A 19,111-nucleotide genomic window follows, 5' to 3' on the forward strand; every position below is an offset into this window, starting at 1 on the left:
TGCCTATGCTTTCGCCGACGCTTCGACGTCGAGAGGAGTGGGTCGCCGGGCGCCGTACACGGTGGCGTACAGCGCGGGCAGGAAGACGAGGGTGAGCAGCGTCGCGACAGCCAGGCCGCCCATGATGGCCCAGGCCATCGGCCCCCAGAACACCGAGCGCGTGAGCGGCACCATCGCGAGGATCGCGGCCAGCGCGGTGAGCGCGATCGGGCGCAGGCGGCGCACCGCCGACTCGACGATCGCGGTCCACAGCGGCGCGCCGGCTTGCACGTCGTGGTCGATCTGCACCACCAGGATCACCGAGTTGCGGATGATCATGCCGGCCAGCGCGATCACGCCCAGCATCGCAACGAAGCCGAACGGGATGCGAAAGGCCGCGAGGATCGCGCTCACGCCGATCAGGCCCAGTGGCGCGGTCAGCAGCACGATCACCATCTTCTTCATGTCGTGCAGCTGGATCATCAGCAGCACCAGGATGGCCACGATGGCCGCCGGCATCACCGCGAAGATCGACTTCTGCGCCTTCAGGCTCGACTCCGTCGCGCCGCCCACATCGATGCCGTAGCCCAGCGGCAGGTCCTTGGCGAGCGCCTCGATCCTGGGCAGCAGGGCGCGCGTCACGTCGGGCGCCTCGGCGCCGTCGATGTCGGCGCGCACCGTGAGCGTCGGGATGCGGCTGCGCCGCCACAGCTGGCTGTCCTCGCTGTCGAGCGTCAGGCGCGCGACCTGCGAGACCGGCACGAACTTGCCGTCGCGCAGGTAGATCTTGGCGTCCTTCAGGTTGTTGAGGTCGCTGCGCTCGGACTCGACCAGGCGCGCGACGACATCCACGCCCTGGTCGCCCTCGCGGTACTGCGTGATCGGCGCACCCGACAGCGAGGTCTCCAGCGCGGCCTTGATCTGGCGCGAGGTGACGCCCAGGGCGCGCGCTTTGTCCTGGTCGACGTCGACGCGCACGCGCTTGGTCCGCTCGCCCCAGTCCTGGTTGACCTGGCGCACGTGCGGATCGGTGCGCATGATGGCCGCGACCTTCGCGCCGATCTCACGGATGCGGTCGTTGTCGACGCCGTAGACGCGGAACTGCACCGGGTAGCCCACCGGCGGGCCGTTCTCGAGCCGCTTGACGCGCCCGCGGACGTTGGGCATGCGCTCGTCGAAGATGCGCATGATCTTGGCGCGCACACGCTCGCGCGCCTCGCCGCCCTGGGTCATCACCAGCATCTCGCCCAGGTTCAGGTTGGGCGTCTGCGCGTCCAGCGGCAGGTAGAAGCGCGGGCTGCCGTTGCCGACGAAGCTGGTCACTGCGGCCACGTCCTCGTCGCCGCGCAGCGCCTCCTCGAGCGCGCGCACCTCGCGCTCGCTCGCCTCGAAGGTCGATGCCTGCGGCATCCAGAGGTTGACCATCAGCTCGGGGCGGTCCGAAGCGGGGAAGAACTGCTGCGGCACCACCTTGAACAGCGCGATCGAGCCGACGAAGGCCACCACCGTGATGCCCACCACCCAGGCGCGGCGCGCGAGGCAGAAGTCGACGAAGCGGCGAAAGCGCAGGTAGAAGCCGCGCTGGTACACCGCGTTCTCGTCGTGGTGGGCGTGCTTTTCCTCCTTCAGCAGCTTGAAGCCGATGTAGGGCGTGAACACCACGGCGACGATCCACGACAGGATCAGCGAGATGCCCACCACCTGGAACAGCGAGAACACGTACTCGCCGGTGCCCGACTTCGCAAAGCCCACCGGCAGGAAGCCGGCCGCGGTGATCAGCGTGCCCGTGAGCATCGGGAACGCGGTCGCGGTGTAGGCGTAAGTCGCGGCGCGGAACTTGTCCCAGCCCTGCTCGAGCTTGAGCGCCATCATCTCGACCGCGATGATCGCGTCGTCGACCAGGAGGCCCAGCGCGATGATCAGCGCGCCCAGCGAGATGCGCTGCAGCTCGATGCCGAGGAAGTACATCACCAGGAAGGTCATCGCCAGCACCAGCGGGATGCACAGCGCGACCACCAGGCCGGTGCGCAGGCCCAGCGAGAAGAAGCTGACCGCGAGCACGATGATCACCGCCTCGGCCAGGCTCTTCTTGAATTCGTGCACCGACTCCTCGACCACGCGCGGCTGGTCGCTCACCGCGTGGATCTGCACGCCCACCGGCAGCTGCGACTGCACGCGCTCGACGCTCGCCTCGAGCGCATGGCCCAGGCGGATCACGTCGCCGCCCTTGCGCATGCTGACCGCCAGGCCGATCGCCTCCTGCCCGTTGAAGCGCATCTTCGCGACCGCGGGGTCGACGAAGCCGCGCTTGACGGTGGCGATGTCGCCGAGCCGGAAGCTGCGGTCACCGGCGCGGATGCCGATGTCGCGGATGCCCTCGACCGAATCGAACTCGCCGCTGACGGTGATGCGCACCTGCTCGCCGGTGGTCTGCACCGTGCCGGCGGGCGCGACCGCGTTGGTCTGCGCCAGCGTCGCGGCGATCAGCGCGGGGTCGAGGCCCAGCGAAGCCAGCTTCGCGGTGGAGACCTCGACATAGATCTTCTCGTCCTGCTTGCCGATCAGGTCGACCTTGTTGACGTCGGGGATGCGCAGCAGTTCGTTGCGCATGTGGTCGGCGATCTCGCGCAGCTCGCTGTTCGAGAACCCGTCGCCCGTGAGCGCATACATGTTGCCGAAGGTGTCGCCGAACTCGTCGTTGAAGAACGGCCCCTGCACCTCGGGCGGCAGGGTATGGCGGATGTCGCCGAGCTTCTTGCGCACCTGGTACCAGACGTCCGGGATCGCCTGGGGCGGCGTCGCGTCGCGCAGCTCGATCTTGACCTGCGTCTCGCCCGGTCGAACGTAGGTGGTCGTGTGGTCGATCTCGGCGACTTCCTGGAGCTTCTTCTCGATCTTGTCGGTGACCTGGTCGGCCATCTGCTGCGAGGAGCTGCCGGGCCAGTAGGCCTGCACGACCATGGTCTTGATCGTGAAGTCCGGGTCTTCCTTCTGGCCGAGGTGGCTGTAGGCGAACAGGCCGGCGATGGTCAGCAGCAGCAGCAGGAACGCCACCATCTGCTGGTGCTTCAGCGCCCATTCGGAGAGGTTGGGGCCCTTCACTTGGCGCCTCCCGCATCGGTTTCGGACGCCGCTTGCTGAGCGCCGGCGACCTTGACCCGCTGGCCAGGCTGCAGCATGTGCACGCCGGCGGTCACGACCATCTCACCCTCGGCCAGGCCGGCGGCGACGAGCACGGTGTCGTCCTGCGGGCTGCCCAGCTTGACCTCGCGAAGCGCGACGCGCGAGGTCTTGGGATCGACCACCCACACCTGCCGCTTGCCCTGCTGGTCGACGATCGCGGTCAGCGGCACGCGGATCGTGCTCGTGCCCTCGATGTCGGGTGCGAACACCGACGCCGTCATGCCCAGGCGCAGCACCGTCGGGTCGAAGTCGCGGATCGTGATGCGCGCGGAATAGGTGCGCGTCACGTTGTCGGTGTCCGGCGCCAGTTCGCGCAGCACGCCGGTCCATTGGCGGTCCGGATGCGCCCAGACCGAAACCTTCAGCGCCTGCACGCGGCGCAGCTCGTCGATGCGCGACTCGGGGATGCTGATCGCGACCTCGCGCTCGCCGTCGGCGGCCACGGTGACCACCGTCTGGCCGGCCGCGACGACCTGGCCGGCCTCGGCGGCGATCGCGGTCACGACGCCGTCGCGGTCGGAGCTCAGCACGGTGTAGCCGCGCTGGTTGACCAGCGCGTCGCGCTGCGCGATCGCGGCGCGCAGCTGCGACTCGGCCTGGTCCAGCGCCAGCTTGTTCTGGTCGAACTCGGCGCGCGAGGCGAACTGCCGCGCCAGCAGCTGCTCGGTGCGCTGCAGGTCGATGCGCGCCTGGGCCGCACGGCTGCGCGCGGCATCGACCTCGGCATCGGCGCCGGCGACGTGCAAGGCCTCCTGCTGCGGATCGAGCCGCATCAGCGGCTGGCCGCGCTTGACGGTGCTGCCCAGCTCGACCAGGCGCTCGGCCACCTTGCCCGCGGTGCGAAAGCCGAGCCGGCTTTCGTAGCGCGCGACGATCTCGCCGGAGTAGCTGGCACCCACCGAGCCGGCCTGGCGGCCTGCTGCGATCGCGCGCACCGGCCGCACTTCCTCGTAGGCCTGCGGTTCGCCGCGCGAGCATGCGCTCAAGAGGATGACGCCTGCCAGCGGCAGAGCGGCCCAATGGATTCTCATCGATGACTCCTGGATCGTGATCACTTGACGACGTAGCCGCGCGCTTCCATGCAGGCGGCGAGCGCGCGGCCGTAGGCCGAGTGCTGGCTATCGCGTGCGCCGCTTTGCGCAAGCTGGCGCTGCACCTGATCGAGGTCCGGCAGCGGCGGCAGGCCGGACGGCGGCGCCGGCAGCTGCGGCAGGCCAGCGAGCAGTGCCGGCCGCGACGGAAGGCTTGGCGCGGCCGCGCCGCCCGAGGCGGTCGTCGTCGCGGTCGAGGAGTCGGCGCCGGACTTCTGGCGCGCCCATTTCGCGCACTCGTCCTGGTCCTTGTCCTGCTGCTCGGCCGACTGGCCCTTGGCCGGATAGGCGAGCGGCTGCGGCTGCTGCGCGAGCGCGACCGACGCGACGAGCACTGCGGCCGCGATGAGCGCGGCGCTGGCGGTGAGCCGGGTCCTCATCGCGCATCCCCCTGCGGCGCAGCGCCGTGGCCCGAATCGCGCGATGCATGCGCGGCCAGCCATTCGAGCAGCGCGTGGCCGCTGGCAAAATCGGTGCTGTCGCCGCTGGCGACGTGCTCGATGCGGCCCATGAGCTGGCCGACCGCGGGACGTGCATCGCGATGCAGCCGCAGCACATAGCCGCCGGCTGCCGGATAGATCGGAAGAGGATTGAGCGTCATGTCGGCAGTGTCCGAAGGCGCCGCCTCGAAGTCGTCTCGTTACGGTCTCGCTTCGGCACCAATTGAGTCAGGCACCCACGGATGAACGAGACAACGCAGCTGCAGGCCCGCTTCGGCCGGTTCCAGATCGACGAGGCACAGGCGCGGCTGGACATGGACGGCCTGCCGGTCGAGCTGACGCCCAGGGCGTTCCAGCTGCTGTGCGAGCTGGCCAGGCGCGCCGGCCAGCTGGTGACCAAGGAAGAGCTGCTCGACGCCGTCTGGGGTCACCGTCACGTCAACGAGGCGGCGCTCAAGAACATCGTGAGCCAGCTGCGCCAGGCGCTGGGTGACGACGCCCGCGAGTCGCGCCTGATCCAGACCGTTGCCCGGCGCGGCTACCGCTTCATCGCGCCGATGAGCACGGCGGCGGCGCCGGCCGCGCCGGCGCCGGTCGCATCGCGCGCCCAGCCGCTGGCCGGGCGCGACGCCGCACTCGCCGCGCTGCGCCAGGCCCTGGCCGCGGCGAAGCAAGGCCAGCGCCAGCTCGTGTTCGTGCTCGGCGATGCCGGCAGCGGCAAGACCGCGCTGGTCGAGCGCCTGGTCGCCGAAGCCGGCGCGCGCGTCGCCTTCGGCCAGTGCATCGAGCACTATGGCCAGGGCGAGGCCTACATGCCGGTGCTCGAGGCGCTCAACGCGCTGTGCCGCGCGCCGGGCGGCGCGGCGGTGGTCGACGCGCTGCGGCGCGTCGCGCCGAGCTGGCTCGCGCAGCTGCCGTGGCTGCACGACGAGCCGCAGGCCGGCGACTTCGCGCCCGCGGCCGGCACCACGCAGGACCGCATGCTGCGCGAGTTCGGCGAGCTGATCGACCGCGTGGCCGCCGACCAGCCGGTGCTGATGGTGCTCGAGGACCTGCACTGGAGCGACCACGCGACGGTGCAGCTGCTGGGCTACCTCGCGCGGCGGCGCCAGCCGGCACGGCTGATGGTGCTGGGCAGCTTCCGCCCGGCCGAGCTGATCGTCGAGGACCATCCGCTGGCGGGGCTGCGGCAGGAGCTGCGGCTGCACCGGCTGTGCCGCGAGCTCGACCTCGAGTCGCTGTCCGAGGCCGAGCTCGACGACTACCTCGTCGCGCGTCTCGGCGCGCCGGCGCCGGAGTCCTTCGTGCGTGCCCTGCATGCGCACACGTCGGGACTGCCGCTGTTCGTCGTCAACGTCGTCGACGAGCTGGTCGAGTCCGGCCGATTGCAGCGCGACGGCAGCGCCTGGCGCTTCCCGGATGCCGACGGCCTAGCGGTCCCGCGCAGCATCGTCGGCATCGTCGAGCGCCAGCTCGCGCGGCTGTCGGCCGATCAGCAGCGCGCGCTCGGCGCAGCCAGCGTCGCGGGCGTCGAGTTCATGCATCCGCCGCTGGCCGAGGTGCTGGAGCTACCGCCGGCCGAACTGCAGGCCAGTCTCGACGAGGCAGCGGCGCGCCTGCCGTGGCTGCGCTGCGTCGGCGCGGCACCGGTGGCCGGCGGCGGCATCGGCGCACGCTATGCGTTCGCTCATGCGACCTACCGCCGCGTCCTGTACGAGCGGCTGGCAGCGCCGCAGCGGCTGCTGTGGCACCGCCGCTGGGCCGCCGCGCTCGCGTCGATGCACGGCGCCGGCGCCGCCGAAGTCGCCAGCGAGCTGGCACTGCACCACGAGCGCGGCGGCGAGCCGGCCGCTGCCGCGGCGCAGCTCTCGCTTGCCGCGTCGCGCGCGCTCGCGCGTGGCGCCGGGCGCGAGGCGCTGCAGTCAGCGCGCCACGCGCTCGCACTGGCCGGGGGCCGGATCGAGCCCGCACTCGAGCTCGATCTGCGCCTGCTCGAGGCCGTCGCGCTGACGCGCCTGCACGTGCCCTGCGAGCCCGAGGTGGCGGCCGCCTTCGAGCGCGTGCTCGCGCTGGGCGAGTCCGACAGCGCCGCCTGGCCGGGCGCGCTGCACGGCTCATGGTGGGTGCGCTTCCTGCGCGGCGAGCTGCCGGCCGCGCGCGCGTTGGCCGCAGACATGCAGGCGCTGGCCGAACGCCGTGCCGAGCCCGCGCTGCGCTTGAGCGGCCTCAACGCGATGGGCCTGACGCTGATGATGATGGGCGAGCTCGACGCCGCGCGCACGCAGCTCGAGGCGGCGCTCGACGCGCACCGCGAGCTCGCCGACCGGTTGTCGGCGGCGCGCTTCGTGCAGGACCTCGGCGCCGAGACCTCGCTGGCATTGGCGCTCGTGACCTGGCTGGCCGGCGAGCCGCGCCGAGCGCGTGACCTCTCTGCGCAGGCGGCCGAGATCGCGGTCGCGAACCGTCATCCGATCAGCGAGGTCGCCGCGCTGTACGTGGCCGCGATGCTGCACGCGCTGGCGGGCGAGTTCGAGACCGTCCATGCGCTGACCGAACGCGTGTACGGCGTGATCCGCGACCAGGAGGTGCCCGCCGCGCGCAGCGGCTTCGCCTGGCTGCACGGCCGCGCGCTCGTCGCGCAGGGCCGCGTCGACGAGGGGCTCGACGAGATGCGCGCGACGCTTCGCACCGTGCAGGCGCTCGGGATGGGCTTCGGGCTCGGTGACTTCCACTTCCACCATGCCGAGGCCTGCCGCGCGGCCGGGCAGGCCGCGCAGGCGCGCGCCTCGGTCGAGGCCGGCCTCGCCATTGCGCAGGGCACCGGCGAGCGGCTGATGCTCTCGCCCCTGCTTTGCCAGCTCGCGCAGATCCAGGCCGATGCCGGCGACACGGCGGCAGCGGCCGAGAGCTTTGCGCGCTCGATCCGCACCGCGCGCGAGCAGCACGCGGTGTTCCATGAACTCGTCGCGCTCGCGGCGGCCCAGCGCGCGGGATCTCAGGCGGCCGATCCGGCGCGCCTTCGCGAGCTGCTGGCGCGCTATGCCGACGACGCCAGCCCGGTGATCGCCGCCGCGCGCGCGGCGGCTTGCGTCGCCGGCTGAGGACTCAGCGCGGCTGCGCCGCGGCCATTGCGGCCGAGGTCTGCACCAGCAGGCCGCCTGCGAGGATCTCGACCGGCCGCAAGGCCGAATGCGCAATGCGCTCGGCGCCCTTGGCGTCGACGCCCAGCGCTCGCAGCGCGGCCGCCGCGGTCTGCTCTGCGAAGTCGCTCTCGCAGTCCGGCTCGAGCATGCAATGCGTCGCACCGAGCACGGCCCCGGCGACGATGTTGAGCGCCAGCGCAATGGGCATCGGCGCGAAGCGGCCCTGGCGGATGCCCTCGAGCAGGTCGCGGCGCACGAACTCGAGCAGGATGTTGGGCCCGCGCACGTCGGGCCATCCGAGGCGCACCAGGAAGCTCGCCGCCAGCGGATGGTCGATCGCCAGCCGCGCGACCAGGCGGATGCCGCACGAGACGCGCTGCGCCGGATCGTCGTGGCTCAGCACGACCGGCTCGGCCATGCGGATCAGCTCGTTGGCGATCTCGATCGCGAGCTCTTGCACCAGCGCGTCGGGCGACGCGAAGTACTTGTAGAAGGTGCCGCGCGAGACCTCGGCAGCGCTGATCACGTCGTCGATCGACGTGGCCGCCGTGCCCTTGGCCGCGATGAGTTTCATCGCGCTGGCGAACAGGCGCGCGCGCATCCGTTCGCGGCGCTCGGCCGCCACCCGCTGGCGATGGTCCTGGATCTGCATGGGTCGATTGTGCCGCCGGTTGGTAGGTGAAAACGACAATCGTGTCATAATGACATGAACGTCATTATTACGTCCCTCGACGCCCGCGTCATCCGCTCGAAGGACCTCCGATGTCTCGACTCCCACGGCCTTGCCTCCTCGCTGTCGCCGCAGCCGCTGCAGCCCTTCACGCTGACGCATGGGCCGTCAACGGCGCCCAGCCGGGCGGCATCGGGATCAAGAACGCCTCGATGGGCGGCGCATCGATCGCGCTGCCGCTGGACGCGACGGCCGCGGCGAACAACCCGGCCGGCCTTGCATTCGTGCCTTCATCGGCGACCTTCGGCTTGCAGCTGTTTCGCGGCCACTCCTCGGCCGAGTACGTGCTGCCGGGCAACAACCTCGACAACCGGCAGACGCAGCCGGTGCCCGAAGGCGGCATCAACCGGCAGCTCGACGGCGGCATCGCGGTCGGGCTCAGCGTCTCGGGCGCCGGCGCCGGCTCCGATTACGGCCAGCCGGCGCTGCCGGTGGCCGGAGCCGGCGAGGCGAAGACATCGCTGCGCGTGGCCGAGTTCGTGCCGGCGCTCGCCTACGCGCCGCGTCCGGACCTCGCCGTCGGACTGGGCCTCACGCTGGCCTGGCAGCAGTTCGAAGCCGACGGCGTGATCGTGCCGGCGCCGGTGCCCGGCGGCCTCATGCCGCTGCCCGGCCACGGCCGGCAAAGCGCCACCGGCATCGGCGTGCGCGCCGGACTGCTTTGGAAGCCCGCCGAGAACTGGACGCTCGGCGCCACGGCCCGCTCGCGCGTGCGCATGAGCAGCCTCGACGGCTACGAGCGCGACCTGCTCGCCTACAGCGACGGCCACCTCGACGTGCCGGCGCAGTACGGCGTGGGCGTGGCATGGCAGGCGACGCCGCGCCTGACGCTGGCGGCCGACTGGCTGCGCATCCTGTGGGGCGAGATCGAGGCGATGCGCGATCCGAACGGCTTCGCCTGGCGCAACCAGCCGGTGCTTCGCCTGGGCGCGGCCTGGTCGCTCGACGATCGCTGGACCCTGCGCGCCGGCATCAGCCGCAATGACCGCCAGATCGACAGTTCGCGCGCAGTGCAGAACCTGCTCGTGCCGTCGATCCACGACCGCGCCTACAGCGTGGGGCTGAGCTGGCGCAGCGGCGAACGCTCGGAGATCAATCTCGGCTACGAGCTCAATCCGCGCACCACGCTCGAGGGCACCGGCGCGAGCGCGGGCACATCCCTGACGAGCAAGGTGCAGATGTTTTTGCTCGGCTACCACCACAACTTTTGAAGCGAGACCGCATCTTGAAAGGCTCACAAGCCGTGCTGCGGCAGCCCGAGTCCTGCCCGGAAAGCCGGCTGCCACCCGATGTCCAGCGCCTGTCTCGACCGAGCGCGCTCGGCCGCGCCACCGAACTGGCCTTCCTGCGCTGGGAGAAGCGCGAGCTCGCGCCGACCGAGCGCTTCTGGCGTGACTTCGGCCTGCACATCGTCAGCTCGACGCCGCAGAAGCTGGTCGCGCGTGGCACCGGCAGCGCGGCGTGCATCGCCGTGGCCGAGGCCGGCCGCGAGGACCGTTTCGTCGGACCGGCCTTCCAGATGTCGGCCGACACCGACCTCGACCGCTACGTCGCCGAACTCGGCGCGCGCTGGATCGACGCGCGGCAACTGCCGACCGGTGGGCGCGGTGTCGAGCTTGCCGACCCGAGTGGGCGCAGCGTCTGGCTGCTCAAGGACTGCCTGCGCGTCGAGCCGCTGCCGCTTCGCCAGGCGGTCACGGCCGACACCAACACTGCGCATTGCACGCCGCGCGTGAACCGCACGGTGCGCACGCCGATCGAGCCGGCGCGCGTCGTGCGCCTCGGTCACGTGGTGCTGCAGACGCTGGACTTCGACCGCATGGCCGAGTGGTACCTGCGCGTGCTCGGCCTCATTCCGACCGACGTGCAGTACCTGGCCGACGGCAGCCCCGCGCTCGCGTTCTGCCGTCTCGACCTCGGCGCGCAGCCGGCCGACCACCACACGCTGGTGATCGTCGGCGGCATCGAGGAGAAGTACGAGCACAGCGCCTACGAGGTGCTCGACCTCGACGCGCTCGGCCAGGGTCAGCAGGTGCTGCGCGCGCAGGGCCACGAGCACATGTGGGGGATCGGCCGCCACCTGCTGGGCAGCCAGCTGTTCGACTACTGGCGCGACCCCCAAGGCTTCGAGTACGAGCACTACACCGACGGCGACGTCTTCACCGCCGACTTCGAGACCTGCTACTCGCCGCTCGAGTTCGGCGGCATCTGGGCCTGGGGCGACGACGCGCCAGCCTCGATGAAGCCGCGCAAGAACCTGCGCACCCTCCTGCACCTGATCGGGCTGCTGCGCCGCAAGGCGATCACGCCGGCGCGGCTGAAGCTGCTCGGTTCCGCGCTCGACGCGCCTGCCCGCCCCTGGCTGTAACCCAAGACGGATCCTTCCATGCCTGTTTCGATCATCCGCTACGCCGAACAAGGCGTGCCCCGCTGGGGCGTGCTGTTCGGCCGACTCATCGCGCCGCTGTCGACCGATGCGCCGAGCACCGGCGAGCTGCTGTCGCGCCACTGGGACGCGCTGTGGGCCGCCACGCCGTCGCAGGCGGTGCTGCCGCTCGAGCGCGTGCAGCTGCTCGCGCCGGTGACGCGCCAGCAGCAGTTCATCTGCCAGGGCATCAACTACCGCAGCCACATCGCCGAGTCGGGCCTGCGCGTCGAGAACTTCCCGTTCAACACGATCTTCACCAAGGCGCCGTCGTGCATCACCGCGGCCGACGCGCCGGTGGTGCGTCCGGCACACGTGCAGCTGCTGGACTACGAGATCGAGCTGGGCCTGGTGCTGCGCCGCGCGCTGCCGGCCGGCACGCGCGTCGAGCCGGGCGAGCTGCATCAGTGGCTGGCCGGCGTGACCATCGTCAACGACCTGTCGGCGCGCGACGTGCAGCTGCCGCAGGGCCAGTTCTACAAGGGCAAGAGCTACCGCGGCTTCGGTCCGGTCGGGCCGACGCTGGTACTGCTGTCGGCCGAGGAATGGGCGCGCTTGCCCGAGCTGCACATGCGCCTGGCGGTCAACGGCCAGCCGCGCCAGGACGCCTACTGCGCCGAGATGATCCATGCGCCGGCGGCCACGCTCAGCGAGCTGGCCGCGATGCACGACCTCGAGCCTGGCGACCTGGTCGCCACCGGCACGCCGGCCGGCTGCGCGGCGCGCGCGCCGGGCAAGCTCGCGATGTTCGTCCTGCGCCACCTGGTCAGCGACGCCGGCAAGTGGCGCATGTTCGTGCGCAAGGGCCGCGCCAACCCGGCCTACCTGCGCCCGGGCGACCGCATCAGCGCGACCATCCGCACCGACGACGGCGCGATCGACCTCGGCGAGCAGACCACTCGCATCACCGCGCCATGAGCACCTCGACCGCCCACGGCGCGCCGTCGCCGCACGACACCGACGTGCTGCTGGTCGGGCTCGGGCCGGTCGGCGCGGCGCTCGCCAACCTGCTCGGCCGCTTCGGCTTGCGCGTGCTGGTGATCGACAAGGCACGCGCGATCTTCGAAAAGCCGCGCGCGATCGCGCTCGACAACGAGGCGCTGCGCATCCTGCAGATGGCCGGCGTGCGCGAAGGCGAGTTCCAGGTCGTCGCGATCCCGCAGGTGCAGTACCGATCGCCGCTGTTCGGCCGCTTTGCGCGCATCAACAGCGCCGGCATCGTCGACGGCCACCCGGCGCTGGTGACCTTCTACCAGCCCGAGCTCGAGCAGCTGCTGCGCGGCAAGCTCGCGCAGTACCCGAGCGTCGAAGTGCGCCTGGGCGTCGCGTTGAACGGCTTCATGGACGACGGCAGCGGCGTGTTCGCCGAGCTGACCAACGACGACGGCAGCACGACCCGGGTGCGCGCCCGCTACCTCGTCGGCGCCGACGGCGCGAGCTCGCTCGTGCGCCGGCTGCTCGGCTTCGAGTTCGAGGGCCGCAGCTTCCAACAGGACTGGCTGATCGTCGACGCGCTCGACGTGCCTGATCCGATCGATCACGTCGAGTTCGTCTGCGACCCGCGGCGGCCTTCGCCGCGCATGGTCGCGCCGGGCGGGCGCCAGCGCTGGGAGTTCATGCTCAAGCCCGGCGAGCAAGCCGAGGAGATGGAGTCGCCGCAGGCGGTGCGCCGCCTGCTTGCCCCCTGGTGCGACAGCGAGCGCATCCGCATCGAGCGCACCGCGGTCTATCGCTTCCATGCGCGCGAGGCGCGGCGGTTCTCGGAGGGTCGTTGCTTCCTCGTCGGCGACGCGGCCCACATCACGCCGCCGTTCGCCGGCCAGGGCCTGGTCGCAGGGCTGCGCGACGCGGCAAACCTCGCCTGGAAGCTGGCCGCGGTCGTGCACGGGCAGGCCGGCGAGCACGTGCTCGACAGCTACGACACCGAGCGCCGGCCGCATGCACGCAAGATCATCCGGCTCGCGCGCACGCTCGGCGCGCTGGTGATGCCGCGCAGCCGCCCGGCCGCCTTCGTGATCCACGGGCTCGTGAGCCTGATGCGCGTGCTGCCCGCCGGGCGCGCGCTGTTCGAGGACCTCAAGCTCAAGCCGGCCAATGTGTTCGACGCGGGCCTGTTCTGGCGCGCGCGCGGGCGAGAGCGGCTGCGCGCCGGATCGATGCTGCCGCAGGGCTGGGTACGCCCGGGCACCGGCGGTGCCCCGGTGCTCAGCGACGACGTGCTGGGCCCGCATTGGGCCCTGATCGGTTTCGGCGTCGATCCGGCGCAGGCGCTGCCGGCCGAGCTGATGCAGCGCTGGCAGGCTGCGGGCGGCAAGCTGTGGCAGTGGTGCCAGCGCGGCCAGGCGCAGCACCTGGCGCCGCCGCAGCGGCGGCTCGAGGCGCTCGACGAGGCGTTGCTGCCGCGTCGCGTGCCGATCGGCTGGGTCGCGATCGTGCGGCCCGACCGCTGCGTGCTGGCCGAAGGGCCGATCGAGGACTGCGAGGCCCTGCTGCGCGAGGCGCTCGAGCGCATCTCGGCGCCCGCGCCGGCCGGCGGCGTGCATCGCGTCGCAGGAGCTGCGCATGCGTCGTGAACTCGTGTGCGTGGAGCCGGGCACGCCGCCGCGGCTCGCCGTGCGTGATGCGCCCGAGCCGAGGCCGGCAGCCGGCGAGGTGCTGGTGCGCGTGCAGGCGGCCTCGGTCAACCCGATCGACGTGAAGCGCGCCGCCGGATACGGGCGCCGGATGTTCTCGCTCAAGGGCGCCGCGCGGGCGCCGTTCGTGCTCGGCAACGATCTCGCCGGCGTGGTCGAGGCCGTCGGCGCGCGCGCCACGCGCTTCTCGCCGGGACAGAAGGTGTTCGGCCTGGTCGGCGCGCGCCGCGCCGGCGGCACGCATGCCTCGCTGGTCGCTGTGCCGCAGGATCTGCTGCGGCCCGCGCCCGGCGAGACCGACCCCGCTGCGCTCGCGGTACTGCCCTACTCGTTCACCACGTTGTGGCTCGCATTGCGCGCGATCGGCCTCGGCGAGACCCGGGCGCGCGGTGCGCGCGTGCTGATCCACGGCGCGACCGGCGGCCTGGGCCGCCTTGCGATGCAGCTGCTGGTCGGCTGGGGTTGCCGCATCACGGCCATCTGCGGCCGCGGCCAGCGCGCAGTCGCCGAGGCGCTCGACGTGCAGCTTGCGGTCGAGCGCTGGCCGGGCTGCCTCGATGTGCTGCGCCCCGACTACGACGCGGTGCTCAACTTCGGCAGCTGGGACGATGACGCGGCGCTGGCCTCGCGCCTGGCCCCCGGCGCGCTCGGTCACGCCACGACGGTCCACCCGCTGCTCGGCAACTTCGACCGCCTTGGCTGGCTGCGCGGCGCGGCCGCGAGCCGCCGCGAATGGAAGGCGGTGCGGGCCGTCGTCGCGTCGCGTGCGCCGCAGGCGCGCTACGCCTGGACGGTGTTCCGGCCCGACCGCGAGGCGCTCGACGCGCTTGCCGACGGCGTTCGCGCCCGACGACTCGCATTGCCGGTGGGCATTGCGCGGCCGTTGGATCAAGCCGATGCCGCGTTCGCCCACGTGTCGGCGGGCCTAGCCGGCAAAGCGGTGCTGTTGCCATGACTGCGGCCACCACTGCGGCCACAACTGCGGCCATGACGCCAAAGGGGATCGAGACCATGAATGCCATCGCCTCCATGACCGATGTTCTCGCGCTCGAGCGCTCGCTCGACGGCCGCCTGCCGGCCTCGCTGCCGGAAAGCACCTACGAGATGATCGGCGCCACCGCGCGCGCCCAGCCGGATGCGCCCGCGCTGTCGTTCTTCGCGCGCATCGAAGACCACGCGAACCCGCGGCGCTGGAGCTATCGCGAGCTGTTCGAGCGCATCACCGCCACCGCCAATTTCCTGCACGAACTGGGCGTCGGCAGCGACGACGTGGTGGCCTTCGTGCTGCCCAACCTGCCCGAGACGCACCTGGCGATCTGGGGCGCGCAGGCCGCGGGCATCGCGTTCGCGATCAATCCGCTGCTGGAGCCGGCGGCGATCGCCGAGCTGCTGGCCGCCGGCGGCGCGAAAGTGCTGATCACGCTGGCGCCGCTGCCCGGCATGGACCTGTGGAGCCGGCTGCAACCGGCGCTGGCCGGCGTGCCGAGCCTGGCGCACGTGGTGCTGGTCGATCCGGCGCGCCGCCCGGCCGGCAGCGTCGAGCCCGATGCGGCCGCGCGCTGGCAGCTGCACGACTTCCACGCCGGCCTGCAGCGCCAGCCTTCGGACCGCCTGCTCAGCGGGCGGCGCATCCGATCGAGCGAGCGCTCCTCCTACTTCTGCACCGGCGGCACCACCGGCGCACCGAAGATCGCGATGCGCACGCACGGCAACGAAGTCGCCAACGCGTGGAGCGCCGCACAGTTCCTCGGCGAGGGCATCTCGCAGGGCAAGACGCTGTTCTGCGGCCTGCCGCTGTTCCACGTGAACGGCGTGCTGGTCACCGGCCTGCTGCCGTTCTCGCGCGGCGCGCACGTGCTGCTCGGCACGCCGCAGGGCTACCGCGGCGAGGGCGTGGTCGCGCGCTTCTGGGAGCTGGTCGAGCATCACCGCATCAACTTCTTCAGCGGCGTGCCCACCGTCTACGCGGCGCTGCTGCAACAGCCCACGCAGGGCCGCGACCTGAGCTCGCTCGAGTACGGCCTGTGCGGTGCCGCGCCGATGCCCGTCGAGCTGCTGCGCAGCTTCCAGCAGCTGACCGGGCTCAAGATCCTGGAGGGCTACGGCCTGACCGAGGGCACCTGCGTGAGCAGCTGCAATCCCCCGCGCGGCGAGCGGCGCAGCGGCTCGATCGGCCTGCGCGTGCCGCTGCAGGCGATGAAGGCCGTGGTGCTCGACGAGCGCGGCCGCTACCTGCGCGACTGCGAGACGGACGAGCCCGGCGTGCTCGCGATCAGCGGCCCCAACGTCTTCCTCGGCTACCGCGGCCACGAAGACGACGCCGGCCCCTGGATCGACCTGGGCGACGGCCGCCGCTGGCTCAACACCGGCGACCTCGGCCGGCAGGACGCCGAGGGCTACTTCTACCTGACCGGGCGCAAGAAGGAGCTGATCATCCGCGGCGGCCACAACATCGACCCGGCGAGCATCGAGGAGCCGCTGCACCGCCACCCTGCGGTGCAGCTGGCCGCCGCGGTCGGCCGGCCCGATGCGCACGCCGGCGAACTGCCCGTCGCCTATGTCCAGCTCAAGCCCGGTGCGCGCGCGAGCGAGGAGGAACTGCTCGCGTTCGCCGCGTCGCAGGTGGCCGAGCGCGCCGCGCAGCCCAAGGCGATCCACGTGCTCGATGCGATGCCGCTGACCGGCGTCGGCAAGATCTTCAAGCCCGAACTGCGCCGGCGCGAGGTCGCCGACAGCCTCCGCAACGCGCTGCAGGAAGCCGGCGTCGCCGCCGCGCGCGTCGAGGCCGCGCTCGATCCGCGCGACGGCCTGACGGTCAGCGTCGCGCTGGCCGACGCCGCCGACGAGCCGCGGGCGCGCGAGGTGCTGGGCCGCTTCCCGCTGCGCTTCGCGATCTCGAAGCCGCCGGCCGCCTGAGGCCGCGAGGAGCAAGGCGATGCTCGGCGACCTGCAGCACTACTGGAGCGGCCCGTTCCTGGCCGCCAATGCCTTCATCGGCCTGAACCTGGTGGGCGCGCTGCTGCTGGGCATGCCGGTCGGCTATAAGCGCTCCTACAACGGCCACCCACTGCTGCACCGGCTGGAGTCGCGGCCGCCGCGGCGCATCACGCTGGATGTGGCGCCGACCTTCCAGCCCGGCGAGCTGCCCGACCTCGGACTGCTGCGGGAACGCGCCGCGGCGCGCGGCTACCAGCTGCTGCCCGAAAGCCTGACCGTCAGCTATGCCAACGACCAGGTCGTCTGGCGCGTCAGCGTGGTCGCGCCGAACAAGTCGCGCGCGGTATCGACGGCGCTGCTGGCTTCGGAGATCGCGGCCACGCGGGGCTTCGCGCACTTCACGATCGCGCCGGTGCGCAGCTGACGCGTGCGATGGGCACCTTGAAGCTCAGGCTGGCCATCGCCGGCGCGTTCGTGATCGCCATCAGCGTCGCGGTCACCGTCGTCCAGGCGATCGGCGAGATGCAGGCACGCACGGAGGGATCGATCATCGAATCGAACCTCGGCGTGGCCCAGCTGGCGGCGTCCTTGTCCGCCAGCGTGGTCGACCGCGAACGCGCGCTGTCCGCCGCGGCGCAGGACTGGCCGCGCGGACAGCTTGCCGATCCGCAGCGCGTGCAGGCGTTCCTGGCGCAGACGGCCGTGCTGCGCATGCTGTTCAACGACGTCACGGTCGTCGCGGGCGGCAGCGCCGACCTTCCCGCGCGCCCGATGCCGGTCGCAACGCGCGCGCAAGGCGCCGCGACGCACACGGGCCACGTGATGCTGGCCGCCCCACTGCCCACCGGCGAAACGCGACCGCCGTACGTGGCGGGCGTGTTGCGATTGGACGAGACGAACTTCCTGTCCGGCATCGCCGCCGCGGCGGCGCTCGATGCCGGGAACATCCGCACCATCGTCGCCGACCAGCAAGGCCGCGTGCTGGCCCATGCCGAGCGGCAGAAGCTGATGACGGCGATCGACGACGAGCCGGGCCTGCGCGGGATCGTCGAGCGATGGCGGCGCCAGGGAAGCCCGCTCGAGCCGGCACCATGGACCGAACGCTCGGGCGACCGCTTCGCCGCGATGGCGGCGGTGCCCGGCACCGATTGGGTGGTGTTCCGCGTCGCGAACGCCGAAGCCTTGTTCGGCGAGGCGACCCGCTCGGCATCGCGCACCGTCGCGCTGGGCCTGTTGGTGGGTCTGGCGGGCGCGCTCGCGATCTTTGCGATCACCGCCTGGTTCATGCGGCCGATGGGACAGCTGAGCCGCCGCGCGCTGCGCGCCGTCGATGCGCACCAGGCGCCTGCCGAGGGCTGGCCTGCGGCCAGCGGCGAGGTGGGCGAACTCTCGCACGTGCTCAGGGACGTGAGCGTGCAGCTCGCCGCCAGCCGCCGCGAGATGGAGCAGGCGCTGCAGCGCATGCATGCGGTCCTTGCGCATGCGCCGGTCGGCATCGCATTCACGACGGACGCGCGTTTCGATCTGGTCAGCAGCGAACTCGAACGCCTCACCGGTTATGCCTCGGGCGAGCTGCAAGGCACGCGCTGGGAAGCCTTGCTGTGCCCCGACGAGCAGCCGGCGCTGCGCGACGCGGTCGAGGCGGCCTTCCGCGAGGGTCGCTGGTTTCGCGGCGAGATGCCGCTGCGCCGCCGCGACGGCTCGATGCTGTGGGCCCATGTGCACGGCACCGACCTCAAGGGCGATCGCATGCGTCGCATCTGGATCGTCTCCGACGCCACCGAGGCGCGCCGCCAGCGCGAATCCTTGCTGTGGAGCGCGACCCGCGATCCGCTGACCGAGCTGGTCAACCGCCGGGAGTTCGAGCGGCAGCTCGGCCTGCTCGTGAGCGACCGCCGCCGCGACCGCGCATGTGCGCTGTTCATCGACCTGGACCACTTCAAGCCGGTCAACGACGGCGCCGGCCATGCGGCCGGCGACGCGCTGCTGAAGAAGATCGCCCAGCTGCTGCAGATGCGCGTGCGCGCCGACGACACCGTCGGGCGTTTGGGCGGCGACGAGTTCGCGGTGCTGCTGCGCCGCTGCACGCTGGCCGAGGCGCTGCAAAAGGCGCAGGAGCTGCGCACTCAGGTCGAGCTGAACGGCACGTGCGACACCGACCCGTCGCTGCGGGTCACCGCCAGCATCGGCGTCGTGGAAGTCGATGCATGCCAAGGCACGGTGGCCGAGGTTCTCGATGCCGCCGACATCGCCTGCTATGCGGCCAAGCGGGCGGGCCGCAATGCCGTGAGGCCGTTCGAATCGCGGGGGGAACACTGAGACGCCGCTGCCACGGCTGCACAGGGTAAGCAGCAACAAGAGGGGTAGGTGGACGCGAATCCCCCCAAAATTCCCCCACCAAAGGAACACGGGCCAGCCCCTCGCGGGGCTGGCCCGTGTTCTCTTCTTGTTCTTTGTTCTTCTTGTTAGGTGGCGCGGCTGGCAGGATTCGAACCCACGACCCCTTGGTTCGTAGCCAAGTACTCTATCCAACTGAGCTACAGCCGCGCT

At 71.7% G+C, this 19,111-nt stretch carries 14 protein-coding genes and 1 tRNA gene; 9 read left to right on the plus strand and 6 right to left on the minus strand.

What is annotated here, in order from left to right:
• Positions 1-3: 3 nt before the first annotated feature.
• From ACO2TI_RS21470 to ACO2TI_RS21485, 4 genes are read right to left on the minus strand one after another with little or no spacing between them, the layout of a single operon-like run.
• The gene (locus ACO2TI_RS21470) at positions 4-3,081 is read right to left on the minus strand and encodes an efflux RND transporter permease subunit (protein ID WP_423287267.1); all 3,078 of its coding nucleotides are present in this window, start codon (positions 3,079-3,081) and stop codon (positions 4-6) included.
• Complete coding sequence (locus ACO2TI_RS21475; protein WP_423287269.1) at positions 3,078-4,193, minus strand: efflux RND transporter periplasmic adaptor subunit; 1,116 nt, start codon at positions 4,191-4,193, stop codon at positions 3,078-3,080. The genes ACO2TI_RS21470 and ACO2TI_RS21475 overlap by 4 nt, the downstream gene beginning before the upstream one ends.
• Before the next feature lie 20 nt (positions 4,194-4,213).
• Positions 4,214-4,633, minus strand: a complete 420-nt coding sequence (locus ACO2TI_RS21480; RefSeq protein WP_423287271.1) for a hypothetical protein — start codon at positions 4,631-4,633, stop codon at positions 4,214-4,216.
• Positions 4,630-4,854: a hypothetical protein gene (locus ACO2TI_RS21485; RefSeq protein ID WP_423287273.1), complete on the minus strand. Its 225-nt coding sequence runs from the start codon at positions 4,852-4,854 to the stop codon at positions 4,630-4,632. Before ACO2TI_RS21485 ends, ACO2TI_RS21480 begins: the two co-directional genes overlap by 4 nt.
• A gap of 81 nt (positions 4,855-4,935) precedes the next feature.
• Here ACO2TI_RS21485 and ACO2TI_RS21490 point away from each other — a divergent pair, with 81 nt between their 5' ends.
• Positions 4,936-7,794: an ATP-binding protein gene (locus ACO2TI_RS21490; RefSeq protein WP_423287275.1), complete on the plus strand. Its 2,859-nt coding sequence runs from the start codon at positions 4,936-4,938 to the stop codon at positions 7,792-7,794.
• A gap of 4 nt (positions 7,795-7,798) precedes the next feature.
• On the opposite strand, the gene ACO2TI_RS21495 is transcribed toward ACO2TI_RS21490, so the two are convergent.
• On the minus strand, positions 7,799-8,488 hold the full coding sequence (locus ACO2TI_RS21495) for a TetR/AcrR family transcriptional regulator (protein ID WP_423287277.1): 690 nt from the start codon (positions 8,486-8,488) through the stop codon (positions 7,799-7,801).
• 110 nt (positions 8,489-8,598) lie between these two features.
• Here ACO2TI_RS21495 and ACO2TI_RS21500 point away from each other — a divergent pair, with 110 nt between their 5' ends.
• The 8 genes from ACO2TI_RS21500 to ACO2TI_RS21535 are packed head-to-tail and all read left to right on the plus strand — an operon-like array spanning position 8,599 to position 18,880.
• Positions 8,599-9,777 carry an OmpP1/FadL family transporter gene (locus ACO2TI_RS21500; protein WP_423287279.1) on the plus strand — a complete coding sequence of 393 codons (1,179 nt, stop codon included), beginning with the start codon at positions 8,599-8,601 and terminating at the stop codon, positions 9,775-9,777.
• 14 nt (positions 9,778-9,791) lie between these two features.
• Positions 9,792-10,934 carry a VOC family protein gene (locus ACO2TI_RS21505; RefSeq protein WP_423287281.1) on the plus strand — a complete coding sequence of 381 codons (1,143 nt, stop codon included), beginning with the start codon at positions 9,792-9,794 and terminating at the stop codon, positions 10,932-10,934.
• Positions 10,935-10,952: 18 nt separating this feature from the next.
• Positions 10,953-11,909, plus strand: a complete 957-nt coding sequence (locus tag ACO2TI_RS21510) for a fumarylacetoacetate hydrolase family protein (protein ID WP_423287283.1) — start codon at positions 10,953-10,955, stop codon at positions 11,907-11,909.
• Positions 11,906-13,564 (plus strand): bifunctional 3-(3-hydroxy-phenyl)propionate/3-hydroxycinnamic acid hydroxylase, encoded by a 1,659-nt coding sequence (locus ACO2TI_RS21515; protein WP_423287285.1) that lies wholly within the window; start codon positions 11,906-11,908, stop codon positions 13,562-13,564. The genes ACO2TI_RS21510 and ACO2TI_RS21515 overlap by 4 nt, the downstream gene beginning before the upstream one ends.
• On the plus strand, positions 13,554-14,579 hold the full coding sequence (locus tag ACO2TI_RS21520; RefSeq protein ID WP_423287287.1) for an alcohol dehydrogenase catalytic domain-containing protein: 1,026 nt from the start codon (positions 13,554-13,556) through the stop codon (positions 14,577-14,579). The genes ACO2TI_RS21515 and ACO2TI_RS21520 overlap by 11 nt, the downstream gene beginning before the upstream one ends.
• A 56-nt stretch (positions 14,580-14,635) precedes the next feature.
• Entirely contained in the window at positions 14,636-16,540 is a 1,905-nt protein-coding gene (locus ACO2TI_RS21525; protein WP_423287289.1) for an acyl-CoA synthetase, read from the plus strand.
• A 19-nt stretch (positions 16,541-16,559) separates the two neighbouring features.
• A complete protein-coding gene (locus ACO2TI_RS21530; protein WP_423287291.1) occupies positions 16,560-16,985 on the plus strand; it encodes a hypothetical protein in 426 nt (141 codons plus the stop codon).
• Positions 16,986-16,993: 8 nt separating this feature from the next.
• Positions 16,994-18,880 (plus strand): diguanylate cyclase, encoded by a 1,887-nt coding sequence (locus tag ACO2TI_RS21535; protein ID WP_423287293.1) that lies wholly within the window; start codon positions 16,994-16,996, stop codon positions 18,878-18,880.
• A 151-nt stretch (positions 18,881-19,031) separates the two neighbouring features.
• Here the strand turns inward: ACO2TI_RS21535 and ACO2TI_RS21540 are convergent.
• Positions 19,032-19,108: transfer RNA gene (locus ACO2TI_RS21540), tRNA-Arg, on the minus strand.
• Between the last annotated feature and the right edge of the window lie 3 nt (positions 19,109-19,111).

This window comes from Caldimonas sp. KR1-144 (assembly GCF_049446155.1).
GTDB lineage: Bacteria > Pseudomonadota > Gammaproteobacteria > Burkholderiales > Burkholderiaceae_C > Rivibacter.